Here is a 26,085-nt window from a genome sequence, read left to right as displayed (position 1 = left end):
AAGGAGAAAGAATGGTTGAAAATAAGCGAAGTCAAAAACAATGCTTTTTATCAGTTCCCTCAGTGGTTGCTAGATAAAAAATACAAAGGTCTGAGCTTGAGAGGCAAAGTCATGTATATGCTAGTCTTTGACAGACGTACATTGTCGGTCCAGAATAAGTGGCACGACAGAAACGGAGATGTCTTCGTTTACTTCACCATTGAAGAATTCATGGATAAGCTCTCCTGTAGCCGTCAATCAGTAATAAACGCAAAGAAAGAACTGAGTGATTATGGCTTAATCAGAGAGGACCAGCAAGGAGTAAATAAGCCCAATCGTATATATATCAGCGGAAGTCTAGAAAATAGACTTCAAGAAGTCCAAAAATTAGACGCAGGAAGTCTAGAAAATAGACTTCAAGAAGTCCAAAAATTAGACGGAATCAAGACTGATAATATCAATACTAATTTATCAAGACTGAGTGAACCAGAGGGGGTTGGTGCTAATAATCTATATAGTATAGAGGACGCCCCAGCAGAAAATGATTTGGGAATTGTTTATGACTGGATTTTCTCAGAGTTTGGACGACAACCGACACCGTTCGAGATTGAGGACTTGAAATATTTCTTGCAAGACCATAGTAAAGAGGTTATCAAGTTAGCAATCAAAGAATGTGTGGGCAATGGTAAGCCTTACTTCAAATACCTTGAAAGCATCTTGAGAGATTGGAAGCAAAAAGGTCTAACGACTGTTGAGTTAGTAGAGAATAGGCAGAAGCCTACTCGGTCAAATAGTAAGTTGAACGGTCGCTTGAGATTGTCCGATGATGGATTTGATCCACGGCTTGGATTTTAGGGGGGTGCGCATGCAAGTAGTATCAAGCAAAGAATTGCAAGAACGAGCCTTGCAGGTTGAGACGTTGAAGCAACAATGCCCAAAACACGAAGGGGTCTATATGTGGCGGTCGGTCAACCCTTGCACTCGTAACACGCTGAACTATTGTCCTGAATGTGTTCAAGAAACCATCAACCAGAACGCAAGCGAGCAGTTAGCTATTGCTGAAGCTCAAATCAGAGATACGAGATCATATTCTCTCTTTATGAAAGAGAGCATCATCCCAAACGATTTAAAAAATGCGACTGTTGGAAATTTTGAAATCCATACAAATCAGGACGCTGAAGCAGTCAATTTCGCTAAGCGAGTCACGGCTGACTATGTGAAAGAGCGCTACGAAGGGAATACGATTATCTCTGGACCGCCTGGAGTTGGCAAGAGTCATCTGGCAGTTGGAATAGCTAAGACCTTAAACGAGAGCTTTCAAATGCTCCAAGTTCGCAAATCGGTAGTCTATATGCCATCCATGGAGCTGTTCTCTCGAATGCAAGAGGCTTTTCAATACAAGGACTCTAAGTGGGAACAACGCTCAGTCGTGAAATTCCTGCAAAACGTTGACTTCTTGATTTTGGACGACCTGGGCAAAGAGTCAAGTGTTGGGAACGAAATCAGACAAGGCAATAACTGGATGCAGAAAGTCCTGTATCAAATACTTGAAAACAGGACGAATACAATTATCACAACTAATTTTGAAGGTAAGCACCTCAAAGAACTTTACGAGCAAAGTCTCGTTGACAGAATAACGAAAGGAAATATGAAGACGAATGCTTTTAAGTTCAGCAAAGACACAGCTTCGAGACGCTCCTTGTCAGCAACTGACTACTGAGGAACGCAAGCAGGCTATTGAACAGTTTGAAAGCCAATTTTACGGACTATCAACCTTGCTTAAAGAGAGGTTGCTGATTACGACAGACGAACGGTTCACTAATAAGATGAACGAGCTGACGTATTATGCGACGAATGGAAGTGTATATACGACATAAAATAAAAAAAGCACCTGACGGCAATCAGGCGCTCAACAAAATTATTCAAGGAAATTATAACATGAAGAGAAAAAAAGAGCAATGGAAACCAAGAATTATAAACATCATGGCAGATGGTTCTCAAGTTGATGATCTGACAGGATATGTCATCCCTGCTGGTCATTCGTACTATGACATCATTCTAGGAATGAACAAGCAATCTAATGAGGAGGGTGTAGCTTAATGAAATTACTTACTAAGTTAAAACTCAGACTTGAAGTAGTTCTTAAAGCAGTCAACCTTGACTGGCGAGAGGTGGCGGTCGAACTCATGAACGACCTATTTGAGGAGCGCAAGCGTCGCTTTGCTTTCGAGCAAGAAAACTATGACTTGAAGCAGGAGCTTGCTGCCTACAAGTACAAAGAACAAATCGAAAAAGGAGAACAATATGTTTAAAACAATTCGTACAATCAAGAAAATAAAACAACTTCAGAAAGCAATGCACGATGCAAGCGTAGCATTCCTACTTATGCAAGACCTCGGTTTGGTTCCTGATAGCGAAAAAGGAAGAACCAGAGCTAAATCGTTTCATGATGTAAGCCACATGATCAAGGACATCTTAGACGGCAAGTCAGTAGATGAAGCCATGACAAGACTAGAAATCAAAATGAAAGATGAAGAGGTGGAGCAGGAAGATGACCAGAATTGAACTTGAAAACCGTGTGTGGCTTTTGGCCAATCATGAAGAAAAAAACGAATTGTTGGATCTTGGGCTAACATCCAAGGCCAGATATGTGAAACGAGTTCTGGAACTTGGAAAGGTGTATGCGCATGTTTGATTATGACAGAGATATAATGCAACCGCCTGAAGAACGAGAAGAACTTGACCCAAGCCAGTACATCTATGTTGGATGTGGGCAGTATCGATACGTGGGTGATGAAGTATGATTCAGGAGCTACACGAAGAAATCGATAACCGGCGAGCTGAATATATTCATCTTGGCCGAGAACTCGGAGAAATCATCAACGATCAACAGGATATTATTTTGAAATTGCAAAACGAAAATAGACGTATAAAACGTGAAAATTGGAATTTGAAGAAGACGAAAGGTAGAAAGAAATGACAAATATACCTTCAAACAAAGGGAAAAGTTATATCAGAATTGAAATGTCTCCGAAACAGAAAGAATTGATTGGAGTTTTAGCTGAACTCGAAGGCTCTACGTCGCAAGACTTGCTGAATAGAGTAGTCGAGCGATTTATCGATAGCAATTTAGGACTTATTGATGATTATAGAAACGGTTTGGACGACCTGAAACAAAATGCTAGACGCAGATTGACAATGAAGAATTAAGGAGAAAATAAAATGACTAATAATCAATTATCAACACAACAGGCTAAACGTGACATTTCTGTCAATGCCCTTGACTGGACATTTGAAGACATCAAACGTTACTTTGATCCTCAGAATCTACTTACTGAGAAACAGGTGGGACAAGCTTTGTCACTTATTAAAGGGCGTAACCTAAACCCTTTAGCTAACGAGGTCTACATTGTAGCCTATAAAAACCGCAATGGAGGGACAGAGTTCAGCTTGATTGTCTCTAAAGAGGCTTTCTTGAAACGTGCAGCCCAGAGTAAAAACTATGAGGGATTTGAGGCTGGCGTGGTTGCTGTAGATAAAGATGGCGTTATGCACGAACGCAAAGGGGCTCTTATGCTACCAGGTGATACTTTGGTAGGCGGTTGGGCTAGAGTCTATCGCAAAAATTTCAAAGTACCTGTAGAAATTCAGGTATCTCTTGAAGAATACAACAAGAAACAAAGCACATGGAACAGCATGCCAGCTACTATGATCAGAAAAACAGCCCTAGTTAATGCTCTTAGAGAGGCTTTCCCTGAGGATTTGGGTAACATGTACACCGAGGACGACGGTGGAGAAACATTTGACCGTATCAAAGACGTCACACCTCAAGAGAGCCGTGAGGATGTCATTGCACGCAAGATGGCTCAGATTGAGCAATTTAACAAAGAGCAAGCCCACACAGTTCCTGAACTTACTCAAACTGAGGAGCCAATCCAGGGTGAGCTACTAGATGACAACGAACTTGAATTTTAGAGAGGAGTTAACATGCAAGAATTACAGGTAAAAGTGACACAGGCACAGGTTGAAATCATTGACCGTGAGAAATTTGAGCAGAATATCAATGAGGTTGTAGCCAAGTATCAAAATTACACGGTTACAGCTGCAACCATCAAGGATGACAAGCAGACACTTGCCGATCTACGAAAATTAGACAAGCAGGTCTCTGACGAGCGGATCAGAAATAAGAAAGTCTTATCTGAACCAGCTGACGAGTTTGACAAGTATGTCAAGAATGCCATCCAGCCTCTAAAAGACATCATTACCAAAATTGCTAGTGATGTCAAAGAATTTGAAGAACATCAAAAGGCTGTCAGAATTGACACGGTCAAAGGCTATCTAGCCAACAAATCAGCTGAGTATATGCTGGACCCTCGTCTATTTGATGAAAAGGCCCTTGATTATGTCAAGGCTAGCGATTTCATGGCTGACGGCGTGACGCTTAAAAAAGCCACAATGAAATCACTTGACGACATGGTCACATTTGAATTTCAGAAACAGCAAGAATTTGAAAAGGCTAAGTCAGCTATTTCAGGGTTATGTGCTGAGTACGGCATGACTGACTCACCTTACATTAGACAGCTGAAAGACTTGACTCTTGCTGAGGTCTTTGAACAAATCAAATCTGACTATGAATTTGAAAAGCAAAAGGAAGAACTTAGACAGGCTCAAGAAAGAGCAGAGCGAGCTAGTCAGGAGCTTTTAGCAGCTCAACAAACTAGACAGCAGGAACAAGCTCCAAAATCAACAGAGGCCCCAAATTTTGACCCAGAAACAGGCGAAATCTTGGGCGGTGGGCAAATCCCTCAAAATGAGCCAAACGCTCTTAGAGGGGCTGAAAATGGCCTAAAACGATATACCCAAAAAATGACTTTAGAGGTGTATTTTGTAGATACAGCCGAAAAAGACCGTCTCAAGGCTACTCTTGAACAAGCAGGGTTTAAATTTAAGGAAAACTATCAAGTCAGAGGTTATCAACGTATTGAGCCACTGACTCAGACTGAACTCAATGAACAATGTGGGTGGTAATTATGGACATCAGAAAAATATCTGACAGCGTAGCCATCTACTCAGACGGCAAGAGATTGCAGGTTATCCACAACCTAGGGGATGAGTTCATCTTAGATTTTGAAATTAAAAATCACAAAATCATAAATATTGACGACCTGAGCCCTCGCATTGTGAGTGAGATTACTCCAGTTTTTAAAGTGAGCGGGTACTGCTCACGACGTGGAGAAGACACCCAACGCTTAAAATGGGCTATCCGTCAATTTGAGGACTTTGATGAGTACCTAAACGCCCATCACAGCGAACTGGTAGAGTGGTGGCACAATCCAGGAGGGGAATATGATTAAAACAGTATTTTTATCATCCGACTACCCATCTGACGAGGCGATTGATGATCAAATAAATAGCTGGCTTGCCGAAAATCCAGGCATTAAGTTGATTGACATCAAATTTCAATCAAATGTGTCTGCTGTCGCTGACAGTGGAGTCAGTGCTGAATATTGGCATACATCCGCATTGATTATTTACAAAGTTCCCTCAGAGAACAATATAAGCAGTATCAATTCAAATGGTTTAGGTTTTTTAATCAACTGTGAGAAATGTGGTAGCTTATCAATAATCAAGGCAAAAGATGTAGGCCAAAATGTATGTTATGAATGCAAAGGAGAGAAATAATGAATGATTTTATCAAAGAGATTGGAATGGCTATCCTATGGATGTTTTTAGGGTATCTCTTGGGAGAGCGTAGCACTAGAGGGGACAAATCAGATGATTAACAACGTCACACTGGTTGGGAGGCTTGTAGCGCCTCCTGATCTACGAAAAACGCCTAACAATGTATCTAGCTTGCAGGGCACACTTGCGGTCAATCGCAATTTCAAGAACGAAAATGGAGACCGTAAGGCTGATTTTATCAATTTCCAAGCGTGGAGAGGAACAGCTGACGTCATTGCTCAGTATTGTAGCAAGGGCTCACTTATTGGCCTCACAGGGCGTCTACAAGTGAGGTCTTACGAGAAAGACGGTCAGCGTCGATATGTGACCGAAGTAGTCGCTGAGAGCGTCGCTCTACTAGAGAGTCGCAACAGTCAGCAGTCTCAAGGGCAAGGCAACAGTTCCCAAAATGGGAATAGCTCACCTTTTGCCGATCCTAATCCATTTGACATCCCAGATGACGGTTTGCCGTTTTAGGAGGTATCGATGTCAGATAAAAAAATGACCGTTTGGGCATTGTTTGACAGCGGGAATGGTAGCTATACAACAGGCGTGAAAGCTCTGAATAGTTCGGGGGGGGCGAATATTGACATCTATCCAATCGGAATAGACATAGAAAACAAGAACGATCATTTTATAAATTTGAACCTTGCAGACTATGGGCGTTTATTTGGAGACAACACGCTTTTTGATAAACTTGACAAGTTGCCAAAACCTGATTTGATAATAGCTAGCCCACCATGTGAAAGCTGGAGTAATGCTAGTGCTATGTGCGAGGGTAACGCTTGCTGGAAACAAGAAGACCTCTCAGATAGCCTCTTTGCTCCACAAAGGGAGCCTAGCATGTTTACGATTAGGAACGCCTCTGACTACGAGAAAGCCTATATAAATTATCAGTATGACCGTCAATTTATGAAAAGGGTAAATGGGGAGCTTTGCGCTTTCAATACCATTGAGATCATCAAGCGGTATAACCCTAAATATTTCATCATAGAGAACCCAGCAAGTGGGCGCTTGTGGAAATATATTGAGGATGTCATGGATTTCAAGCTCCCACATCTCAATCTCACACGCTACAACAATTATGACTACCCTTTGCAGAAACCTACAAAGTTTGCTAGTAATCTTGATTTGGGTCTTAAAAATGACATTATCAAGCCAGAAATTGAGTGGGGAAAATTTTCTAAGTCATACAACGAACGGTCAAACATTCCACAAAACCTAGTAATAGAGATTTTTACTAAGGTTTACAATGAATTTTTACAGGAGAAACAACATGATAACTAAAATCAATGTCCCAAAAACATCAATCGTAATCGAGATTGAAAATAAAGAAATCAAAATTGAGAATATGATTGGCTATGATATGAAGATGGTTTTTAGAAACCAGGATGCAGAGCCGTCTTTAGATGAAAATGGGGACGTTTTTGAACCTCTATACTGGCTAGACATTAAGGCTAAACCTGAGGAGGACATAGAATACCATACTAGTTTAGGAGTGAAGAAAGAAAAAAGAAAACTAGCTGAGCTACAAATATTCTTTGAATATATCGAGGCTAACAAACAAAATCTTTTTGATCTCTGTGGAATCAAGGGAGAACTGCAATGAAATCTCTGACATTATCGTTAGACATTTCAACTACTGCGACAGGATGGGCCGTATTTTACGGCTCTGACCTTGTCCATAGTGGTGTCTTAAAACATAAAAGCAAATCGTTCTTTGAACGTGGGCGCTTCATGGCTAGCGAATTGCGAGCCATTCAATCAAGGGCGCTCCAGAAGTACGACTGCCATTTTGAATCGATTGTGGTCGAGAAGAACTCGGTCATGGGGCCAAATCAGCAGTCCATGATCAGTATTGGAATTGTGACAGGCATCATCCTTGGACGATTGATTGCTGACAATGTGTACTTCGTGAACGTGTCGACCTGGCGCAAGCACTGGAAGTTCAGCTACAAAGACCGTAGCAAGAAATCAATGAAGCTGCAGGCAGTTGCTAAGGTTTCGGATGAATTCGACATGAACGTCAAAGATGATGAAGCTGATGCAATCCTGATTGGTTCGTATTTTGTAAATCATGGCCACGAATTTGGAGACCTGGAAAGCCACAAGATAAGTTGAGGAGGTGAAAGATGAGTGACTTTATAAAAGGTATCGGAGCAGTGACATTAATGTTATCAACAGTTGCAGTCGTTTTCCTTACTATTTGCGGACTTATTGAATGGTATTTTACATGGGTATTTTCAATTTTCCCAATCAAACCTTATTTAATACCAATTCTGTTAGTACATTCTTTTCTTTTTGGAGGGTTGGTATTCCTTGTAGGAAGTTTAGTTGAACTAATCGGCAAAAGGAAATCTAAAAGATAAAAAAATAGGAGGTAAAATGAAACGATTTATCGCAATCTGGATATTATTGTCTGCTGGATTAAATATTTGGCAGAGTATCCAGATTAAGAAATTAGAAGAAAAGCGCCCGATGATTGTATATAAGGCTGATAATCAAGGCGCCGAAATCAAAGGCAGAGTCGTAGAGAAAGGACGACATGGCAAGCTGTATACTGTCACAATTCGTGACTATGGCGTGTTCGTGGTTACGAAGGAGCAGTGGGATAAGATTAAAGTAGGAAATGAGGTAAGAATATGAATTATAAAGTAACAGTCGATGGTAAGGAAATCGAATACGGCGCCTTGGTTGAAAAATCACGTTTTTCAGACAAAGAATGGTCTGCTATTTATGCTGAAATTGTAAAGCAAAATTGGCCAGAAGTTTTTGAAACCAGGAAATCGGATACTGCATTTATTGATACGCTTGGCGCCTTGGTTTCACTAGAAGAACGATACGAAGCATTACTTGAGTTATTACCTCAAAATCAGTTCTCCTACGCTGGTACACATCCAAAATGGGTAGCTGATGCAGTAGGAGAGAACACTCTGAATAAAGAGGACACGATGCTAGATGTATCTGATTTAATCGGACGATGCAGTACTATCGAGGAATTGAAGAACGAACTAACAAAGTATTTCAAGCTGGAAGAATTAGAGGTGTTACTATGACAACAAATATGGAATTATTAGCACATCATGTTGAGCATTGGGCGAGAGAACGAGATTAAAGACCGTAAGGGTAAGATGGTAGACGGCTCGTTTGTCAAAGAGGAGGATTTATAAAATGAAAAAACTAGGAATCATTATTGGGGCGGTATTTGTAATCGTTGTATCGCCATTTGTGGTTCAGTATGGGTGGAATGAGATTATCACAACAATTGTTCCAGTTGGTAAAATTACAGTCTGGCAAGCTTTAGGGATGGATGCACTACTATCTTTCATTTGGCCTGTGTTATCCAGCAAAAAAGAATCTTATGAAGATTATTCATATGCCGTAAAAAGCAGTATTTCAAAAATCATTACATGTGCATTTTTGATATGGCTAGCTAGTTTGTTTATTTAAGGAGTGTTGGCATGATACCGAAATTTAGAGCGTGGGATAAAGCGCGAAACGAAATGAATTACAAAGTCATGGTAGGTAATTGTGATCTAAGTGATGGAAACTGGACTTGTCCTATTATTTGGATTGAAGAAAGAAAAAATTGGTTACATTTTGATGATGATTATGAATGTATCATGCAATCAACAGGACTCAAAGACAAGAACGGCAAGGAAATATTTGAGGGGGATATAGTCAAAATGGCTAAGGATGTCTATTCTGAACCGACTTATTACGAGGTTGTACGACATCGCGGTGGAGCATATCGTCTTGAATCCAAACAACACGGATGCGAATTGTGGTTACGACATACTGGTTGTGAGGTTGTTGGGAATGTGTACGAGAACAAGGAGTTACTAGATGCCTGATGTAGAATGGATTATGGAAAATTGCCACATGATGCGAGATAACGGAGTTTAGGGAGGAGAGAAGCAGATTTCCTATGCCAGCCCAGATGGGCAGTACACGTATTACGTGAACAAGCGCAAAGATGGCACTTATTATTTACACGGAGCAAGTAAGCATTATGGAAGAAATTGAGGTAGAAAGATGAGACCTAAAAAATATCCATATTTAGGAAGAAAGAAAATTCAAAAAATCCCGTCTCCATTATTTTCTGCACGACCAATTTTTAACGAGGTTCCGATTGTGAAAGAAGTTAAGGTTGAGTTTGAAGTTGAAGCTAATATGGGGCGCATATATCCAGAAACGATAATACATTTAGATATTTCGGGATACGGGAATAGAGTGCATTCAGTGCATCGCTTCCCCGGTACATTACTGAGTGTTGGCGAGTCAATTCAACTAAAGATGCTCTTTTACAAAAGACTTAGAAATTTTACTACAGATCGTTTCTTAACGTTCAGGGAATCTGATTGGAGGCTCTTTATCTGCGACCTGGTCAACGAATTTGTATATTAGAAAGTTAATGAGGTAAAAAAATGAACCCAGAAATAATTGACAACGTAAACAAACCAAATCACTACCAAGGGCGATACGGTATGGAATCTATCGATGCTTTAAGAAATTTCATGACACCAGAACAGCTGAAAGGTTTTTTTCTAGGTAACAGTTTGAAGTACATACTACGACACCAGAAGAAAAACGGCCTTGAAGACTTGAAAAAAGCCAGAAAGAATCTTGACTGGCTGATTGAGGAGTTAAGCAATGAGTGAGTATGCTCTATATCAAGGGGATACGTTCATTACCATGGGAACTCTTGCAGAGATCAGCAAAGAAACTGGAATTGCTGAAAGGATGTTGAAGTATTATACTTTCGCATCAACGCAAAAACGGAACCCGAATGGTAGGGCAGTCGTAAAGATTGAGGTGGATGATGAAGGATAGGAAATATTTTTCGGAACAGTTCAAATTGTGGAGAAAAGCCGAGGGTCTAAAGAAAATTGAGGCTGCTAAAATCTTTGGAGTTACCCCAGAAACTATTTGTCATTGGGAAAGCGGAAAAGCACAACCACAAGATGGAGATATGTTTGTTATTTGCGAAAAATTGAATCTTGACCCTCGTATGTTTTTGAGAAAAAAGACAAATCCTTTTGCCGAAATGCTAAAAAGAAAGCGATGTGAGACGGGATTGACTCAAAGTGATTTGGCTATTAAATTAGGGTATCACAGAGATACGATAGCCAAGTGGGAAACAGGCAGTAGTATTTCTAAATGTGCATTGGAAGATATCTGTACTTTCTTTGGGATTGAGATATAAAAAAAGCCAAGACACCCTCTGTCTTAGCTAATAGTTCTCGCAAAGACTATTATATCACAAAGGAGATAGAGAGTGAACAAGGCTAAAGAGCTATTGAAAGAATTACAAGACCTTGATATGGACATCCAAAGCCGTATAGATGAAATCAATGAGCTTGAGGCAGGTTTGCTCTCAAGTCCTAAGTGGTCAGATGTCAAAGTCCGAGGTGGACAGACTAGAAAAGTTGATGACGTCTATACTCAGTTGGTAGTGATGAAAGAGGCTATAGAGCAGGATACTAAAGAGGTTATCAACAGGAAACTTGAATTAGGTCGAATGATCAACAGGCTTAAAAATCCAAAAAGCAGGTCTGTCCTTAGAATGACTTACATTACTAAGACCTACATTGAGGATATTTGCGACAATTTGAGAATAAGTAAGGCAACTTATTACAGATTACGCAAACAGGCTGAGTCTGAACTAGAGGAGACTATTATAGACAAAGTGAGCTAAAGTGAATGCGCATGAAGTCTAAAATCTGTTAGAATGGTAGTATCAAGAATTGAAGAGAGAGGTCTCAGAATTGGTAGATGGTTACCTGTAATGTCAGGGGGCTGTAATGGCCTTGGAGGTTCAAGTCCTCCCCTCTCCTTTGAGTGTTTTGTGTCCCAGAATGGGGTAGGCAACAGGCTTAGCATTCATATATCACTCATTAACTTACAAATGGTTGCGGAGCGACTGGACCTTGCATGATTGCATAGCTAATTATATCCTAGGTAAGTTATAAGCTAGGCGGTTTGATTCCGCTAGAGGTTGTAAAGACTACAAAAAAATAAAAAAGAAAGTATTTCAAGATAGATTTCTGATTAACACGCAAGTCTGTAGTCTGCTTGCAAAAAGGTCACACATCGTGTGGCTTTTTATTTTGTCGGAAAGGAGGTAGTCCGGTGAGTGGATAAATTAACCCCAAAACAAGAGCTATTTGTCCAAGGAATAATCTCCGGACTATCTCAAAGACAAGCATATAGACAAGCTTTTTCAACTTCTAAAAAGTGGAAAGATAGCACGGTCGATGTTAAAGCAAGCGAGCTTCTTCAAAATGGTAAGGTTTTGGTAAGGTATCGTGAGCTGCTCAAACAGTTCTCTAATATGTCCTTATGGTCCAGAGAGCAGGCTTTCAATGAGTATGAATGGCTGAAAAATAAAGCTAGGGCAAGCATCGAGAATGAAGGTATTAGACAAGCTAATTCAAACGCCTTTCTTTCGGCTCTGGACGGCATGAACAACATGGCGTGGAAAGACCTTGAGTTGACAGATGAGAAAATCAGACAAGAGATTGAATTGCTCAAAATCAAGATTGAGAGAAATCAAGACTCTAAGTCCGATACTACTCTCATGGAAGCTCTCTTAAATGCGGTAAAAGGTGGTGATGAGGTTGAAGATTGATTTTTCAAACAAACAACTCAACATCATTCGTAGACCGTTCAACTATGAGCTCGAGGTCAACGAGGGCACGCCTCGAAGTGGTAAGACAACCGCTGGTCATTTCAGATACGCAAGATATTTGATTGAGTCACCAGACGAAAACCATTTGATAGCTGCATACAATCAAGAGCAAGCCTACCGTCTATTCATTGATGGTGACGGTACAGGTCTAATGCATATTTTCGACGGCAATTGCAAAATCAGGCACGACGAACACGGAGATCACCTCTTAATCAATACACCAAACGGAACTAAACGAGTTTACTACAAAGGTGGAGGTAAAGCTAATAGTGTAGGTGCTATCACTGGTATGTCTTTAGGCTCAGTGGTCTTTTGTGAAATCAATCTGCTGAACATGGACTTTATCCAGGAGGCATTCAGACGGACGTGGGCCGCTAAACTACGCTATCATCTAGCTGACCTTAACCCTCCAGCTCCACAACATCCAGTTATTAAGGATGTATTTGATGTCCAGAACACACGCTGGACCCATTGGACCATGGACGACAATCCGATTCTGTCTGAAGAGCGTAAGCAGTCTATTATTCAATCGCTTAAGAAAAATCCTTATCTCTACAAGAGAGACGTACTTGGTCAGAGGGTGATGCCTCAGGGCGTTATTTATGGCCTATTTGACCTTGAAAAGAACATCAAGGACAACTTGGTAGGCGAACCTATGGAAATGTACTTCAACGGCGATGGTGGGCAATCTGACGCCACCTCAATGTCTTGTAACATCGTTACTAAGCATAGAGAGGACAACAAGACTTTCTTTAGGCTCAATCGTGTAGCTCATTACTATCACAGCGGAGCTGAAACTGGCCAAGTCAAGGCTATGTCCACCTATGCAGTCGAGCTTCGAGCATTTATTCAGTGGTGCGTGAGCAAGTATCAAATGCGCTATACCGATGTCTGGATTGACCCAGCATGTAGATCCTTACGAGAGGAATTGCATAAGCTAGGAATTCAGACAAAGGGAGCCTTGAACAACGCGCATGATGTCAGCAGCAAGGCGAAGGGTATCGAGGTAGGGATTGAGCGTGGCCAGAACATTATATCTTCAGGTCAGTTCTTGCTTATCAATCACCAAGAAGAAGAGTACGACCATTACTATTTCTTGAAAGAGATTGGTCTTTACAGTCGTGACGATAACGGCCGACCGATTGATAAAGATAACCACGCAATGGACGAATTCAGATATAGTGTGAACGTATTCTATAAGCATTACGCTAATTTTTAGCAATAAGGAGCCGATAAATGGGCATTATTCAATTTGTCAAAAATCTATTTAAGAGAGGACAGTATGCAATGACTACAGAAAGTCTCGCAAGTATCACAGACCATCCTAAAATCGCAGTAACAAGCGCAGAGTATCGTCGAATCAACGAGAACCTAAGATACTATCAGAGCAACATTGAGAAGATAACATACACGAATACCGATGGTGTCAAGAAGCAAAGAGAAGCGACTCATTTGCCAATCGCTCGAACCGCTGCCAAGAAGATTGCCAGTCTGGTTTTTAACGAGCAGGCTTCGATTAAATTGGACGACGAACAGGCAGATGCATTCATTCAAGAAACATTGAAGAATGACCGCTTCAATAAGAACTTCGAGCGCTATCTCGAGAGTTGTTTGGCTCTAGGCGGTCTTGCTATGAGGCCTTATGTAGATAACGGACGAGTGCGAGTGTCATTCGTTCAAGCACCTGTCTTTTTGCCGTTGCAGAGCAATACACAGGACATTTCAAGTGCTGCTATCGTGACTAAGACGATAAAGGCTTCAGGTCAGAAGAACATCTACTATACCTTAATTGAGTTTCACGAATGGGCGAAAGATGGGAAATACATCATTTCAAACGAGCTATACAGGTCTGAAAGTTCTGAACAAGTAGGTGGACGTGTTCCTCTAGCTGAAGTCTACGAGGATCTAGAAGAACAAGTTGAACTTGACGGTCTAACAAGACCGCTTTTTTCTTACCTGAAACCTCCTGGAATGAACAACAAGGACATCAATTCGCCTCTTGGTTTATCAATCTTCGATAATGCCAAGAGCACGATTGATTTCATTAATACGACCTATGACGAGTTCAAGTGGGAAGTTAAGATGGGTCAACGTAGAGTGGCCGTTCCTGAAAATCTCACAGAAACAAGAATGATTAACCAGGACGGAGACGTTAAACTTGTCAAGCGATTTGAAACAGAGCAGAATGTCTACTTACGCTTGTCAACAAGCGATATGGATGGCGGAACAATCACAGATTTAACAACTGCAATCAGGGCAGATGATTACATCAAGACTATTAACGAGGGTCTAGCGCTTTTTGAAATGCTCCTAGGTGTATCAGCTGGAATGTTTACATTTGACGGGCAGAGCTTGAAGACTGCGACAGAGGTCGTATCTGAAAATAGTGATACTTACCAAATGAGAAACAGCATTGTCAGTCTGGTCGAGCAGTCTTTGAAAGAGTTGATTATTTCAATCTGTGAGCTGGGTAGTTTGTATGAATTGTATAGTGGTCCAATTCCTCAAATGGATAAGATTGCAATCAATTTGGACGATGGAGTCTTTACCGACAAGAACAATGAGCTTGATTATTGGACTAAGGCTTTGGCCAGTGGTATTGTCAGCAAGGCTCACGCTATTCAAAAGGCTTTCAACATATCAGAGCTTGACGCTAAGAAGATGATTCAGGCAATCAATCAGGAGACAATAGATACGGCTAACAGTCAGCGAAATCAACAGGATATTGATATTTATGGAGTGTGATTAGATGTCAAAGAAGAGACCACCAATCCAGTTCAATGACGAGCAACTGCTACTTCAAGCGAGCAACGTCGCGGATATTTATCATCAGTTAGCTTTGGATTTGTTTGACAACGTGGTCGAACGTGTAACGGAACGTGGCACGGTCTATCTTGATAAGCAACCGTACATCTGGCAACTTGAAAAGATGCAGCAGATGCACATGCTGAACGAGGAGAACCTGAAGCTAATCTCTAAATACTCTGGAGTTGCTGAAGAACAGCTACGCTACATTGTTGAAAATGAGGGGTTGAGGCTCTACACGGACACGAAGCAGCAACTTTTAGAAGATTTAGGGCATGGATCCGCAGGAAACAGCAATCACATTCAAGAAATCCTTGCCGATTATGCTAGTCAAGCGGTCGGAGATATCCACAATTTAATCAATACTACTTTGCCGATGTCTGTAATTGGTGCATATAAAGGTATTGTGGAACAATCTGTCGCTAGAGTGGTTACAGGTTTTTCAACTGCTGATAAGGCTATTTCTGACACGGTCATGCAGTGGCAAGAGAAAGGATTTCAAGGATTCAAGGATAGAGCTGGACGTAACTGGAAGATTGATAATTACGCACGGACGGTTATCAAGACGACAACTTACCGAACTTATCGAGAAATGCGAACAAGACCAGCTGAAGAGTTAGGAATTGATACCTTTTATTTTTCAAAGAAAGCATCAGCTCGTAAGTCATGCGCTCCTTTACAACATCATATTGTCACAACCGGTCACGCTAGAACAGAGCATGGAGAGCATATTCTCGCTTTGTCTGATTATGGCTACGGTCGGCCTGAAGGTTGTTTGGGTATTAACTGCGGACACATGCTGACGCCGTTCATCCCAGGAGCCAATTATAAACCCGATTTGGGCGAGGACGTCGATTCGGTTAGTCCAGAACAAGCAAAAGAAAATGCCAACGCAGAAGCTAAGCAGAGAGCTCTAGAACGGTCTATCAGAGCTAACAAGGAAAAACTTCACATCGCTGAGAAATTGGGTGATGATGACCTGATAAACAAGTACAAGAGCAAGATAGACACTCAAAACACTGCTTTGAAAGATTACATCGATAAGCACCCCTTCCTGAAACGGGATGAAGCTAGAGAGAAATACTATGATGACCCTTATACCAAAGCCAAGAAAGAGGTTAAGGTCAGAAAAAAACTTGAAAAGCTGGAGAAACACAGAGCAGAGCAAAAAGAAATGCGGGAACGTTTCACAAACGCTGTAAAAGATGGTATAATTAAGGCAGAAATCAATGAGCAAAAACAAGCTGACCACATAAAAGGTACTAACGAATGGCGCAGGAGACTTGAAACTGAATTAGCCAATGGCAATCAGATTGAGCCAAGCTATTTGACAATATCAATGGATGAGGCTGCTGAGCTTATTAAACGTTATTCAGGCACAGGGAAATTCTTGTATAAAGAAGACTCTAACTACATTCCTAAAAAAGAAATCATAAAACACAATAGCAAGGTTGGTGTGTATATCGACCAACAAACAGGTGAGATGTTTGAAACTGATAGCTTTAGGATACATTATAGAAAGACAGGGGCACACATTGTCCCAACGTATGGAGGTAAGTCATGAAATTATGGACTTTTTTAAGACAAAACGTGAAACTTGTGCTTAAAGATGGCTCAATAGTTTCAGGATTTGTCCAAGAATACTGTGACAAAGATGACAACGATGAGGAGATTGACTCAATTGGCTTAGATGTCGACGGTACTCTTTATGAGTATTTTGAGGATGAAATCCTTAGTATTTCAGTAGCGTAGCGCTTAGAACAATCTAGGCGCTTTTTTCATGCAGTAAATTGCTATAAACCACTATAAACCGTGTCAAATTTGATGCGGTTTTTTGCTTGACTTTATCCGCAGTCGGTAAAGAACGGAAGATAATACCTAATTTTAGGAGGACGGAAGAATGGCAGATGACATTCAAACACAAGCTGACCAGTCAGCAAATACTGGAGAAAATACTGAGTCACAGGCTCAAAAGCAATCTGTCAAGACTTTCACTCAAGAAGAGGTGACTGGTCTTGTAGCTAAAGAGTCCAAGAAAGCACAAGAGAAAATCTTCAAAGACCTAGGGTTTGAAAATTTCAAGAGCGCTAAAGAAGGACTCCAACAACTCAAAGAGTGGAAAGACTCACAAAAGAGTGAGGCTGAGAAACAATCAGAGACGCTTGCTACTAAAGAAAAAGAACTGAAACAGGCTTTATCAGACAAGAAAAGTCTGGAAGCTAAACTATCAGCTCTGACCTTGGGAGTAAATGCCGAATCTGTGGACGACGTCATCACTCTATCTGCTCGCTTGGTATCCGATGAGGTATCTATCGAAGATGCTATTGGTCAAGTGTTGCAGAAATATCCTCAGTTTGGGCGCACAGAGCAATCTGAGGAGAAAAAGCCGACATTTTCAGCTGGAGGGAATCCAACGGCTGGAACGAACCAAGAAGATGCCTTTTTAAAGGCTCTAGGACTAAATAATTGACAGGAGAATGATTAATGACAATCAACTATATTACTAAACACGAAGGCACTTTTGAAAAGAAATTGATGCAAGGCGCACTTACAAGCATCTTGGAAACGCCACAAGTAAACTGGCTAGGCGCTAAGTCTTTCGAGTTGCCTACAATTTCAGTTACTGGGTATAAAGCACACACTCGTTCTAAAGGCTATAATTCTGGTACAGTTTCAAACGACAAGAAAGTTTATACACTAGGATTCGACCGTGACGTCGAGTTCTTCGTGGATGCTGCAGACGTAGACGAAACTAACCAAGAGCTTTCTGCTGCTAACGTATCTAACACATTCATCACAGAGCATGCAACTCCAGAAGTGGATGCTTACCGCTTCTCTAAAATTGCTACAGAAGCTATCACAAACAACCACTTCAAGTCTGAAGATGATCTGTCAGAAGTGAACGTCTACACTAAATTGAAGGCTGCTCTTTTGCCGGTTCGTAAATATGGAGCTCAGAACATCGTTATGTATGTTTCTAGCGAAGTTATGGACTTCTTGGAACGCTCTAAAGAGTTCACACGCTCAATCGCTACTACATCACCTCAAGGCATTGACACTCGTGTCACTTCACTTGACGGAGTTCAGCTTATTGAAGTATGGGATGATGCACGCTTCAAGACTAAATTTGATTTCACTACTGGATTTGTTAAGGCTTCTGATGGTAAAAACATCAACTTCTTGATCGTGGCTAAGCCAGCAGTAATCGCAAAAGCTAAATTCAACTCAATCTATCTGTTTGCTCCTGGTCAACACACTGAAGGTGACGGATACTTGTATCAAAACCGTCTCTATCATGATCTTTTTGTCTTGCAATCAAAACAAGATGGTGTCTATGTGTCTCACAAATCTGCTTAATTAGGGAGGTAGAAAATGCGTAAATACGAAAAAGGGAATCAAGTCTACACAGTACAAGAAGGTAGCTTGTTAGAAGCTCAGCTAATCGCTGATGGCTTTGAAGAAGTGATTGAAGATGGCCAAATCGCAGAAATTTTGGCAACTTATTCACTTTCCGAAATGACCTTGGCAGAGCTGAAAGCTCTTGCTAAAGAAAAAGGGATTGAAGGTTATTCAACCAAATCCAAAGATGAGCTTTTGGAGGTTCTAAATGGCCAAATTTGAAGCAAAAAATAATTTTTATGTTGAAAAAACAGGGCAACAATTCGATGAAGGTGTTGTTTATGAAATGACATCTGCTGAAGCGGATGAAATCAACAGACGCTCAACCGCTCACTTCGGTGAAGAATGGCTTGAGTGTATCGAGCCAGATGTAGCACCTGTAGAACTTACAGAACCAGTTCCAGAAGTTCCTGAATCAACTGACTTCTTGATGTAAGGTGGTGTTGTCATGACCTACTTAACAAGAGAAGAGTTCAGAGGTTTAGGTTTTGATTCGGTTGATGATTTTGACCAATTGCTACAACGAGCAGAAATGACTATCGATGCTTACACTAGAGATTTTTACTCTATGAATAGCTTTGATACCGATATTGAGGCAAGAAAGAAGGCTGTCAAACGTGCCACAGCCTTTCAGATTGCTTATTTGGACAGTTCGGGCATCATGACTGCGGAAGATAGACAATCTATTGCTAGTATGTCAGTAGGACGGACATCAGTAAGCTATCGCACAGGCTCTCAGAATGGATCTGGTTCGCTTTCTTTAGCCGAAAGGTATAATTTATCGAGAGATGCTGAAAACTGGCTGAGAATGGCAGGATTTGGCTTTGCGAGGGTGGATTATGATAGATAAACGAATGCTACCTGACTCTTTGACGATTAAGAAGGTCGAAGGGAAAGATGACTGGGGGAAAGAGACGTACTCTGACCCTCTTTATTTATCTCCTTGCAAGTTCGACAGAACCTTCTCTCACTCTGGGACTGGTAACCATCGGAGCGAAAGGAATTCATCGACTGTAATTGTCTATCCTAAATACTGCCCTATCAAGCTTGATAAGAGCTTTGTTGGTGGCATCGTTGAGGAAGACGAGACCAGTTATGTCGTCAAAGACATTATTCCACAATACCATCCGTTTACTAAGAAGCTGTTAGCTTATGAAATCGAGGTAATTTGATGGGCGGTGCTAGTGTAAAGATTGACTTAAAAGGTGTTGAAAAGAAAGTTTCTCCAGATAATTTCGCAAAAGGAAAACTAGCCATAGCTAACCAAATGCTATTGGATATGGATAGATTTGTTCCAAAAAGAAAAGGAATACTGAGAGCTAGTGGACACGTTCGACAAGATTCGATTATCTATGCAGCGCCACACGCAAGATTGCTCTATTATGGCAAGAAACGAAAAGGTTTCTTTTCTGAGAAACAAAGAAAGTTCTTCTTTGCGAATAAGAAGGAGCTACTGAGTCAAAAACCAACACCTGGAACTGGTCCGAGATGGGATAAGAAGGCCTCAGCTCTATATGCTAAGAATTGGGCAGAGGTCGGTGCCAAAGCAATGGGAGTTAAATAATGCACGAAAACGACTTTTCAGAGGTCTTGCTGGAGCATATCAAAAGTGTTCAAACCCAAATCCCCTCAAAACACGGCTATTTAGACGAGCATGAGGGATTGGTAATCTATCCGCTTCCTGGTGGAAATGTGGTAGAAGAGGACATGGCAGGGACGCAAATTGTGGACCTACCTTTTGAGATTGCAATCAAGTCAAAAGACCAGAAACTAATTGATAACACTCTATGGCAGATTAACACTGCCTTATCAAAAATCGGCTTGGAATTACCAAGCAAGAACAATTCATATAACTATTTAGGCCTTGAAGTCAAGAAACCGTATTTAAACGAGTTGGACGAACAAGGCTTTTACACTTATTTGCTGGATGTAACAGCAAATCTTGAAATCGAAAGGAAAGAATAAATGGCAAAGAACAAAAACGCACTACGAAAACATTTCATTGGTCCTTATAGCGCTGAAAATCCTGAGACTGCACCAGAAAAAGAAGCGTATATGTGGATTGCTAAAGGGATTAAATCGTCATCCCCTGAAAACAACGAAGAAGACGACGATGCAGCATACTTTGACGGTGATGGAACTAAAGAAAATATCATCGTTTCAAAAACTCGAGGTCGCACATTTGAAGGGCATCGTGATTACTCAGATAAGGCTCAGAACTTTGTAGCTGATAAAGAAGACGAGGTCGGTGATGATCTCATCGTTTGGTACAAAGAAGTTTCATCTGATGGTAAAACTCAAAAAGAGGGATTAGCTCGTCTTTCTGAGATTGAAATTGGTGACGGTGAAGCTTCTGAGCTTGAAAAAATCAAGTTCAAGATTGTATGGACTCGTAAGCCTAAGAAATCAAACGTATTACCTGAATAGAGACAGGGCGGTTTCCGCCTTGTCTTCTTTTTTTGAAAGGAGATAAAAATGGTCGTAATTAAAAAACTAAGCAACATCATCCCTGTTGATTTTGGGGAGTTTCAGCTTGAATATGTAGCGAATGATGCAAATATTAAACGCATGAAAACAATTGGGCAGAACCTCGAAAAACGCGCTAAAAAACTAGAAGAAGCGGATAACGAGTCAGCTTTTGAAGAGGCTTACAAAGTGTCTAAAGAGAGTTGGACAGAGTTGTTCGATGAAGAAGCTTTTGAGAAAGTTTATAAATTTTCAGGAGAAACAACAACGGATACAATCTATTATCTAATCCAAGCAATCCGTGGAATCGTTAGCGAATTTGAGAATCGAAATTCTGAAAAAGCAATCAAGAAATATTTAGAGGGTTAATCATGCTGGATCTATCACGAAAATTAACAGATGAGTTGATTATTGGTGATAAGGTCTACTCTCTCAATATGTCCTTTGATAACATCATTAGACTTTTTGAAATGTGGTGTGATGAGGAAATACCAGAACAGGTTAAGCCTTTCTTTGCTTTAAAAATGCTTACAGGAGATGGATTTGGGTTGTTCTCGATTGAAGATGCTATGGATATCTTCCAACAGGTTTTCGAGGAACATATCCAGTTAAAATCACTGAAAGATGTATCGGTTGAGTACGACTTGGCCGGCAACGTGATGCAAAAAGAACCTTCTACCCAAAGCAATGAACCGCCTGTCTATGATATTTCTTTAGATGGTGATCTCATTTATTCGAGTTTTATGCAAGCATACGGCATTGATTTGCTTGAAGAAAGAGGAAAATTGCACTGGAAAAAGTTTAATGCCCTGTTATCAGGATTGCCAGAAGGTACTAAATTCGTTGAAGTCATCAAAATCAGGAAGTACAAGCCACGAAAAGGCGATTCTCAAGCTTACATCGATGAAATGATGAAGCTAAAAAAAGAGTATGCTTTGCCTGATTCTGAAGAATATGATGATGAAGCTGATGATTACGATATGGAATAGAAAGGAGGTAATAAGATGGCAGATGGTAAGGTCGTCATTCAGGTAGATATGGATGGCAACAAAGCTCAATCAGGAGTCGCACGTCTAAAAGGAATGGTCGGAGGATTGGCCGAAAGCGGAACGCAATTAGGTTCAGTCTTCAAATCTGTCCTTGGAGCCAATATCGTAAGCGGTGCGCTTATTTCCGGGATTCAGTCTTTGGGAAGTGCTATGAAAGGTGTTTTCTCAACCGCTTTGGATGAGGGCGCTAAGCTACAACAATCTTTTGGTGGTATTGATACACTTTATAAGGGCGCTGAAGACACCATGAAGCAATATGCTACAGCTGCAGCCGCAGCAGGAATCTCTGCTAATACATACGCTGAGCAAGCTGTTTCTTTCGGTGCCAGCTTGAAGCAAGCGCTCGGTGGTGATGCTGTGAAGGCTGCAGAAGCAGCTAATAAAGCGATTCTCTCTATGGCTGATAACTCAGCTAAGATGGGTACAGATATTGGTTCTATCCAAATGGCTTTCCAAGGTTTTGCCAAGGGGAATTACACAATGCTGGACAACCTTAAGCTAGGTTATGGCGGTACTCAACAAGAAATGAAACGGCTTCTGGCTGATGCCAGCAAGCTTGAGAAAGCGATGGGCAAGAAGTTTGATATCAACAACTTTGCGGATATTGTAGAAGCTATTGACCTGGTTCAACAAGAACTTGGTATTGCTGGAGTTGCAGCAGAAGAAGCTAAAACTACTTTCAGCGGTTCGTTTGAAGCGATGAAGGCTTCAGCTTCAAACTTTTTAGCCAATCTTACACTTGGAGAGGATATCGGTCCATCTCTTAAGTCTCTCATTTCTACTACCTCAACTTTTCTTCTTGGGAACTTCGTGCCAATGGTGGGAAATATCATGCGTCAGCTCCCTCAAGCTGTTGAGGTGGCCCTGGCAGAAGCTGGTCCTAAAATTGAGCAAGGGTTCAAATCTTTGTTTTCTTCACTTGGAGTTGACGAGGGCGTTTTTGATGTTGTTAAGGACACTTTCCGGGATGTAGTCGTGACAATCCAGTCGCTTTTTGAATCCTTTACTAGCGAAGGGAATGGATTTAAAGATTTGCTCCAAGGGATTAGCAATGTAATTACATTCGTAAATGCTGTAATACAAGAATTGGCTAGAGGATTTCAATTTGTCGTAGAATCTTTTGCTAACACAGGTGCCATCAATAGTGCATACAGTGCATTCAAGGACTTATCTGGGGCAGCTGTTGAAGTTGCTAAGAATTTAGGAGAAGCTATTCCCTGGAACACAATTGGTACGGCAGTAGGGCAGATCGTAAATGGGATTTCAACTCTTGTAAGTTGGTTTTCAAAACTTGCTCAATCAATTAGTCCAGAAATGTGGAGTGCATTGATTACGAGTGTAGTTAGTTTTGCGGTTGCTTTAAAAGGCATCAAAACAGGTCTTACGATTGCAAGAGGTCTAAAATCAGCTTTTGATTTTGGGAAAAACCTTGTTTCATTGATTTCAAATACTCTTAGTCTTACCGCTGCACAAGCAACAAATGCGGCTGCAAGTACCGCAATGAGCGCTGGAAATACAGCAGTAGGTACATCAGCAGGAGCAGCAGCAAGCTCTGTCTTGAAATTAGGAGCAGGTATATTGATGATTGGAGCTGGTGTAATGTTAGCGGCATCAGGAATCTATCTTTTGGTTCAAGCTGCCATCCAATTATCAAGTGCTGGTGCAGGAGCAATCATAACCATGGTAGGTTTGGGTGTTGGAATCGCTGCGCTTGCAGCAGTATTCGCCTTTTTAGGCCCTGCTTTAACTGCAGGAGCAGTTGGTATTTTAGCGTTTGGTGCAGCAGTTGCATTGATCGGTGTTGGAGTATATGCCGCTTCGGTTGGTTTAGCTATATTAGCAGTTCAATTACCTGTCATCTCTACTTATGGATTATCAGCCTCGATCGCTCTTGCAGCTCTAGGTGCTTCAATGCTTGTCTTAGGAGCTGGAGCCCTAGTAGCAGGAGCCGGACTGCTTGTGCTAGGAGCAGGTGCTTTGGTGGCAGGGGCTGGTGTTTTAGTTTTTGGTGCAGGATTACTAGTCGCGTCCGTCGGTGTAGCAGCTTTTGGTGTAGCTCTTGCTCTCGTTGGTGTTGGTGTTTATGCAGCTTCTGCTGGATTATCAATGCTCGCAGGTCATTTACCAACAATTGCTACTTATGGGGCTAGTGCAGCTATTGGCATTGCTGCTTTAGGTGCCGGATTGCTAGTCATGGGAGCCGGAGCCTTGGTAGCTGGTGCGGGTGCCTTGGTCTTAGGAGCTGGTTTGTTAACAGCAGGAGCTGGGGCAACCGTTTTCGGTGCAGGAATGCTTGTTGCAGCTGCTGGTGTCGCAGCTTTTGGATTAGCTTTGGGGCTATGCGCTCCTTCTATCACAACATTTGCTGAAGCTATTAGTAAAATCATTGAAACTTTAAGTAGTGGCTTATCAAGTATATTACAAGCAATAGCTTCAGTTATTCAATCAATCGGAGATGCCGCTCTAAATGCTGGCCTTGGTTTCAAATCTTTAGCTGAAGGTGTCGTGATGATCACTAATACAGGTTTAGCTGATTTAAGCGCATCACTTGCTGCAACTGCTGCAGGTTTAGGAGCAATTGCATCGCAAGGAGCAGGCTTAGCCATTGCTGGTCAAGGTATGACAATGTTAAGTAGTGGAATGATGATGCTTGGCCAATCTACTGTAATTTTGCAATCAACATTAATGGCTTTACCAGCGTTACTAACTTCGTTCACTTCTTCATTAACTGGTTTACCAGCTGTTTTGACAGCTACAGCATCGTCAATGACCGATTTCGGATCTAATGTTCAAAGTTCATTAACCGGTCTTACAGGTTTGGGTTCAATAGTCGTACAATTTAATTCTATGCTTATGACGATAGCTCCAGCCACAATGATGGCAGGCGCAGGTTTGGCATCATTCAATGCTCAAGCTGGAAGTGCGAATAGTGCGTTAGCTAGTCTAGGAGCGAACGCAACAACAGCACAAGTAAGTATCGTAGCGTTAGGAACAGGCATTCAATCAGCTATGTCAGGAGCGACAACGGGTATAGCAACAGCAGGCGCCCAAATGGTGACTGCAATTCAAACCGCAGGAACCACTATGATTGCCAGCATGCAATCAACTATGGCTCAGATCCTTGCTATTGTTAACAATGGTATGATATCAATTGTTCAAAGCGTGAGAAATAATGGGTCTCAGATGGTATCAGCCATGCAATCAAGCGGTCAGCGATTAGTGTCAGTTACTCAAGCGACAGTTAACCAAGCGGCAGCCGCAGCCCGTAGCGGTTATGGTGCCTTCTTCTCAGCTGGGGCTTACATTGGGCAAGGGCTTGCTGCAGGTATGAATTCAGCTCTTGGGGATGTTACAGCTGCTGCGAACGCCCTCGTGGCACAAGCAGAACGAGCGGCACGAGCTAAAGCCAAAATCAACTCACCATCCCACCTCTTCCGTGATGAAGTCGGTTGGTGGATTGGTCTTGGTATCGCTCGAGGTATCGACGAATCAGCCCCAGAGGTTGCTAATAGTCTGGACTACATTCGAGAACAGGTCAATGGTTTCAACGTTCGAGCTAATGCCATGCTAACTGGTGCTACCTCAAATATGGCTAGTCAGCTTAAGATGGAAGTCTTACGAGATAAAACGCCAGACGCTACTATCTCAGCCCGTCAAGAAGCTTACGCTGCACACTCAGCAAGCTTGCTTAACGATGTAATTGACGCTCTTGTGGACGTCAAGAAACAAATCGCACAAGGTCAAAACATGGTATTGGATACTGGTGCCTTGGTTGGTGGTACAGTTAATAACTTCAACAGCGCCATTGATACGATTAAAACGTTGAAAGGACGACACAGACTATGATTACTAAAATTAAAGAATATATAGAATTCGGCGATTTTAACAGTCGGGACGCTGGTTGGTACCTTCAAAAACGTGAAGCACCGACGCCAGACGAAAAGGAAATCGTTGAGTCTATCCCTTACATGCAAG

At 41.5% G+C, this 26,085-nt stretch carries 43 protein-coding genes and 1 tRNA gene; all 44 read left to right on the top strand.

Annotation, left to right across the window (positions count from 1 at the left end; translation table 11 throughout):
- Positions 1 to 15 precede the first annotated feature (15 nt).
- The 44 genes from NMM17_RS05485 to NMM17_RS09635 all read left to right on the top strand — a co-directional run bounded on the left by NMM17_RS05485 (position 16) and on the right by NMM17_RS09635 (position 25,956).
- Positions 16 to 834 carry a replication initiator protein A gene (locus tag NMM17_RS05485; RefSeq protein WP_254754006.1) on the top strand — a complete coding sequence of 273 codons (819 nt, stop codon included), beginning with the start codon at positions 16 to 18 and terminating at the stop codon, positions 832 to 834.
- Between the two features lie 10 nt (positions 835 to 844).
- Positions 845 to 1,699 carry an ATP-binding protein gene (locus NMM17_RS05480; protein ID WP_254754005.1) on the top strand — a complete coding sequence of 285 codons (855 nt, stop codon included), beginning with the start codon at positions 845 to 847 and terminating at the stop codon, positions 1,697 to 1,699.
- Positions 1,700 to 1,917: 218 nt separating this feature from the next.
- Positions 1,918 to 2,079: a hypothetical protein gene (locus NMM17_RS05475; RefSeq protein ID WP_254754004.1), complete on the top strand. Its 162-nt coding sequence runs from the start codon at positions 1,918 to 1,920 to the stop codon at positions 2,077 to 2,079.
- Complete coding sequence (locus NMM17_RS05470; protein WP_254754003.1) at positions 2,079 to 2,291, top strand: hypothetical protein; 213 nt, start codon at positions 2,079 to 2,081, stop codon at positions 2,289 to 2,291. The genes NMM17_RS05475 and NMM17_RS05470 overlap by 1 nt, the downstream gene beginning before the upstream one ends.
- The gene (locus NMM17_RS05465; protein ID WP_254754002.1) at positions 2,284 to 2,544 is read left to right on the top strand and encodes a hypothetical protein; all 261 of its coding nucleotides are present in this window, start codon (positions 2,284 to 2,286) and stop codon (positions 2,542 to 2,544) included. Before NMM17_RS05470 ends, NMM17_RS05465 begins: the two co-directional genes overlap by 8 nt.
- Entirely contained in the window at positions 2,531 to 2,674 is a 144-nt protein-coding gene (locus tag NMM17_RS05460) for a hypothetical protein (protein WP_000196747.1), read from the top strand. The genes NMM17_RS05465 and NMM17_RS05460 overlap by 14 nt, the downstream gene beginning before the upstream one ends.
- Before the next feature lie 105 nt (positions 2,675 to 2,779).
- A complete protein-coding gene (locus NMM17_RS05455) occupies positions 2,780 to 2,959 on the top strand; it encodes a hypothetical protein (protein ID WP_254754001.1) in 180 nt (59 codons plus the stop codon).
- Positions 2,960 to 3,003: 44 nt separating this feature from the next.
- On the top strand, positions 3,004 to 3,189 hold the full coding sequence (locus NMM17_RS05450) for a hypothetical protein (RefSeq protein ID WP_254754000.1): 186 nt from the start codon (positions 3,004 to 3,006) through the stop codon (positions 3,187 to 3,189).
- A gap of 12 nt (positions 3,190 to 3,201) precedes the next feature.
- Positions 3,202 to 3,954, top strand: a complete 753-nt coding sequence (gene bet / locus NMM17_RS05445) for a phage recombination protein Bet (RefSeq protein WP_254753999.1) — start codon at positions 3,202 to 3,204, stop codon at positions 3,952 to 3,954.
- Positions 3,955 to 3,966: 12 nt separating this feature from the next.
- Positions 3,967 to 5,007, top strand: coding sequence for a DUF1351 domain-containing protein (locus NMM17_RS05440; RefSeq protein ID WP_254753998.1), 1,041 nt, complete (start codon positions 3,967 to 3,969; stop codon positions 5,005 to 5,007).
- A gap of 2 nt (positions 5,008 to 5,009) precedes the next feature.
- Positions 5,010 to 5,333, top strand: coding sequence for a hypothetical protein (locus NMM17_RS05435; RefSeq protein WP_254753997.1), 324 nt, complete (start codon positions 5,010 to 5,012; stop codon positions 5,331 to 5,333).
- Positions 5,326 to 5,661: a sporulation protein Cse60 gene (locus tag NMM17_RS05430; protein ID WP_254753996.1), complete on the top strand. Its 336-nt coding sequence runs from the start codon at positions 5,326 to 5,328 to the stop codon at positions 5,659 to 5,661. Before NMM17_RS05435 ends, NMM17_RS05430 begins: the two co-directional genes overlap by 8 nt.
- A 93-nt stretch (positions 5,662 to 5,754) precedes the next feature.
- Positions 5,755 to 6,177: a single-stranded DNA-binding protein gene (gene ssb / locus NMM17_RS05425; protein ID WP_254753995.1), complete on the top strand. Its 423-nt coding sequence runs from the start codon at positions 5,755 to 5,757 to the stop codon at positions 6,175 to 6,177.
- 9 nt (positions 6,178 to 6,186) lie between these two features.
- On the top strand, positions 6,187 to 6,987 hold the full coding sequence (locus NMM17_RS05420; RefSeq protein ID WP_254753994.1) for a DNA methyltransferase: 801 nt from the start codon (positions 6,187 to 6,189) through the stop codon (positions 6,985 to 6,987).
- Positions 6,977 to 7,309 (top strand): hypothetical protein, encoded by a 333-nt coding sequence (locus NMM17_RS05415; protein ID WP_254753993.1) that lies wholly within the window; start codon positions 6,977 to 6,979, stop codon positions 7,307 to 7,309. Before NMM17_RS05420 ends, NMM17_RS05415 begins: the two co-directional genes overlap by 11 nt.
- Positions 7,306 to 7,821 (top strand): hypothetical protein, encoded by a 516-nt coding sequence (locus tag NMM17_RS05410; RefSeq protein ID WP_254753992.1) that lies wholly within the window; start codon positions 7,306 to 7,308, stop codon positions 7,819 to 7,821. The genes NMM17_RS05415 and NMM17_RS05410 overlap by 4 nt, the downstream gene beginning before the upstream one ends.
- A gap of 11 nt (positions 7,822 to 7,832) precedes the next feature.
- Positions 7,833 to 8,069, top strand: a complete 237-nt coding sequence (locus NMM17_RS05405; RefSeq protein ID WP_254753991.1) for a hypothetical protein — start codon at positions 7,833 to 7,835, stop codon at positions 8,067 to 8,069.
- A gap of 16 nt (positions 8,070 to 8,085) precedes the next feature.
- Entirely contained in the window at positions 8,086 to 8,346 is a 261-nt protein-coding gene (locus NMM17_RS05400; protein WP_254753990.1) for a DUF1372 family protein, read from the top strand.
- The gene (locus tag NMM17_RS05395; protein WP_254753989.1) at positions 8,343 to 8,756 is read left to right on the top strand and encodes a hypothetical protein; all 414 of its coding nucleotides are present in this window, start codon (positions 8,343 to 8,345) and stop codon (positions 8,754 to 8,756) included. The genes NMM17_RS05400 and NMM17_RS05395 overlap by 4 nt, the downstream gene beginning before the upstream one ends.
- Before the next feature lie 115 nt (positions 8,757 to 8,871).
- The gene (locus NMM17_RS05390) at positions 8,872 to 9,150 is read left to right on the top strand and encodes a hypothetical protein (RefSeq protein ID WP_254753988.1); all 279 of its coding nucleotides are present in this window, start codon (positions 8,872 to 8,874) and stop codon (positions 9,148 to 9,150) included.
- Between the two features lie 11 nt (positions 9,151 to 9,161).
- Complete coding sequence (locus tag NMM17_RS05385; RefSeq protein ID WP_254753986.1) at positions 9,162 to 9,554, top strand: YopX family protein; 393 nt, start codon at positions 9,162 to 9,164, stop codon at positions 9,552 to 9,554.
- A gap of 181 nt (positions 9,555 to 9,735) precedes the next feature.
- A complete protein-coding gene (locus tag NMM17_RS05380) occupies positions 9,736 to 10,107 on the top strand; it encodes a hypothetical protein (RefSeq protein WP_254753985.1) in 372 nt (123 codons plus the stop codon).
- Between the two features lie 20 nt (positions 10,108 to 10,127).
- Complete coding sequence (locus tag NMM17_RS05375; protein ID WP_254753984.1) at positions 10,128 to 10,361, top strand: DUF3310 domain-containing protein; 234 nt, start codon at positions 10,128 to 10,130, stop codon at positions 10,359 to 10,361.
- Positions 10,354 to 10,533, top strand: coding sequence for a hypothetical protein (locus tag NMM17_RS05370; protein WP_254753983.1), 180 nt, complete (start codon positions 10,354 to 10,356; stop codon positions 10,531 to 10,533). Before NMM17_RS05375 ends, NMM17_RS05370 begins: the two co-directional genes overlap by 8 nt.
- Positions 10,523 to 10,906 carry a helix-turn-helix transcriptional regulator gene (locus NMM17_RS05365; RefSeq protein ID WP_254753982.1) on the top strand — a complete coding sequence of 128 codons (384 nt, stop codon included), beginning with the start codon at positions 10,523 to 10,525 and terminating at the stop codon, positions 10,904 to 10,906. The genes NMM17_RS05370 and NMM17_RS05365 overlap by 11 nt, the downstream gene beginning before the upstream one ends.
- Positions 10,907 to 10,978: 72 nt before the next feature.
- The gene (locus NMM17_RS05360; RefSeq protein ID WP_254753981.1) at positions 10,979 to 11,398 is read left to right on the top strand and encodes a DUF1492 domain-containing protein; all 420 of its coding nucleotides are present in this window, start codon (positions 10,979 to 10,981) and stop codon (positions 11,396 to 11,398) included.
- Positions 11,399 to 11,454: 56 nt separating this feature from the next.
- Positions 11,455 to 11,537: transfer RNA gene (locus tag NMM17_RS05355), tRNA-Tyr, on the top strand.
- Positions 11,538 to 11,836: 299 nt separating this feature from the next.
- Complete coding sequence (locus NMM17_RS05350) at positions 11,837 to 12,331, top strand: terminase small subunit (protein WP_254753980.1); 495 nt, start codon at positions 11,837 to 11,839, stop codon at positions 12,329 to 12,331.
- Positions 12,315 to 13,610: a PBSX family phage terminase large subunit gene (locus NMM17_RS05345; protein WP_254753979.1), complete on the top strand. Its 1,296-nt coding sequence runs from the start codon at positions 12,315 to 12,317 to the stop codon at positions 13,608 to 13,610. Before NMM17_RS05350 ends, NMM17_RS05345 begins: the two co-directional genes overlap by 17 nt.
- Positions 13,611 to 13,627: 17 nt before the next feature.
- Positions 13,628 to 15,136 (top strand): phage portal protein, encoded by a 1,509-nt coding sequence (locus NMM17_RS05340; RefSeq protein ID WP_254753978.1) that lies wholly within the window; start codon positions 13,628 to 13,630, stop codon positions 15,134 to 15,136.
- A gap of 4 nt (positions 15,137 to 15,140) precedes the next feature.
- The gene (locus tag NMM17_RS05335; protein WP_254753977.1) at positions 15,141 to 16,760 is read left to right on the top strand and encodes a phage minor capsid protein; all 1,620 of its coding nucleotides are present in this window, start codon (positions 15,141 to 15,143) and stop codon (positions 16,758 to 16,760) included.
- Complete coding sequence (locus NMM17_RS05330; protein WP_254753976.1) at positions 16,757 to 16,948, top strand: hypothetical protein; 192 nt, start codon at positions 16,757 to 16,759, stop codon at positions 16,946 to 16,948. Before NMM17_RS05335 ends, NMM17_RS05330 begins: the two co-directional genes overlap by 4 nt.
- A gap of 148 nt (positions 16,949 to 17,096) precedes the next feature.
- Entirely contained in the window at positions 17,097 to 17,666 is a 570-nt protein-coding gene (locus NMM17_RS05325; RefSeq protein WP_254753975.1) for a hypothetical protein, read from the top strand.
- A 14-nt stretch (positions 17,667 to 17,680) separates the two neighbouring features.
- Positions 17,681 to 18,553 carry a hypothetical protein gene (locus NMM17_RS05320; RefSeq protein WP_254753974.1) on the top strand — a complete coding sequence of 291 codons (873 nt, stop codon included), beginning with the start codon at positions 17,681 to 17,683 and terminating at the stop codon, positions 18,551 to 18,553.
- A gap of 15 nt (positions 18,554 to 18,568) precedes the next feature.
- Positions 18,569 to 18,817 (top strand): Rho termination factor N-terminal domain-containing protein, encoded by a 249-nt coding sequence (locus tag NMM17_RS05315; RefSeq protein WP_254753973.1) that lies wholly within the window; start codon positions 18,569 to 18,571, stop codon positions 18,815 to 18,817.
- Complete coding sequence (locus tag NMM17_RS05310) at positions 18,804 to 19,031, top strand: hypothetical protein (RefSeq protein ID WP_254753972.1); 228 nt, start codon at positions 18,804 to 18,806, stop codon at positions 19,029 to 19,031. The genes NMM17_RS05315 and NMM17_RS05310 overlap by 14 nt, the downstream gene beginning before the upstream one ends.
- A 12-nt stretch (positions 19,032 to 19,043) precedes the next feature.
- Positions 19,044 to 19,445, top strand: coding sequence for a hypothetical protein (locus tag NMM17_RS05305; protein WP_254753971.1), 402 nt, complete (start codon positions 19,044 to 19,046; stop codon positions 19,443 to 19,445).
- Complete coding sequence (locus tag NMM17_RS05300; RefSeq protein WP_254753970.1) at positions 19,435 to 19,767, top strand: putative minor capsid protein; 333 nt, start codon at positions 19,435 to 19,437, stop codon at positions 19,765 to 19,767. The genes NMM17_RS05305 and NMM17_RS05300 overlap by 11 nt, the downstream gene beginning before the upstream one ends.
- Positions 19,767 to 20,159: a minor capsid protein gene (locus tag NMM17_RS05295; protein ID WP_254753969.1), complete on the top strand. Its 393-nt coding sequence runs from the start codon at positions 19,767 to 19,769 to the stop codon at positions 20,157 to 20,159. The genes NMM17_RS05300 and NMM17_RS05295 overlap by 1 nt, the downstream gene beginning before the upstream one ends.
- On the top strand, positions 20,159 to 20,560 hold the full coding sequence (locus tag NMM17_RS05290; RefSeq protein WP_254753968.1) for a minor capsid protein: 402 nt from the start codon (positions 20,159 to 20,161) through the stop codon (positions 20,558 to 20,560). Before NMM17_RS05295 ends, NMM17_RS05290 begins: the two co-directional genes overlap by 1 nt.
- On the top strand, positions 20,561 to 21,022 hold the full coding sequence (locus tag NMM17_RS05285; RefSeq protein ID WP_254753967.1) for a phage tail tube protein: 462 nt from the start codon (positions 20,561 to 20,563) through the stop codon (positions 21,020 to 21,022).
- A 48-nt stretch (positions 21,023 to 21,070) separates the two neighbouring features.
- Positions 21,071 to 21,430, top strand: a complete 360-nt coding sequence (locus NMM17_RS05280; RefSeq protein WP_254753966.1) for a hypothetical protein — start codon at positions 21,071 to 21,073, stop codon at positions 21,428 to 21,430.
- A gap of 2 nt (positions 21,431 to 21,432) precedes the next feature.
- The gene (locus NMM17_RS05275) at positions 21,433 to 22,050 is read left to right on the top strand and encodes a Gp15 family bacteriophage protein (RefSeq protein ID WP_254753965.1); all 618 of its coding nucleotides are present in this window, start codon (positions 21,433 to 21,435) and stop codon (positions 22,048 to 22,050) included.
- Positions 22,051 to 22,065: 15 nt separating this feature from the next.
- Positions 22,066 to 25,956, top strand: coding sequence for a hypothetical protein (locus NMM17_RS09635; protein ID WP_302850844.1), 3,891 nt, complete (start codon positions 22,066 to 22,068; stop codon positions 25,954 to 25,956).
- Positions 25,957 to 26,085 lie beyond the last annotated feature (129 nt).

Origin of the sequence: Streptococcus sp. CF7_Ac1-12 (assembly GCF_024295905.1) — a bacterium.
Classification (GTDB): Bacteria; Bacillota; Bacilli; order Lactobacillales; family Streptococcaceae; genus Streptococcus; species Streptococcus mitis_AP.
This window is presented reverse-complemented; position numbering and strand designations above follow the sequence as displayed.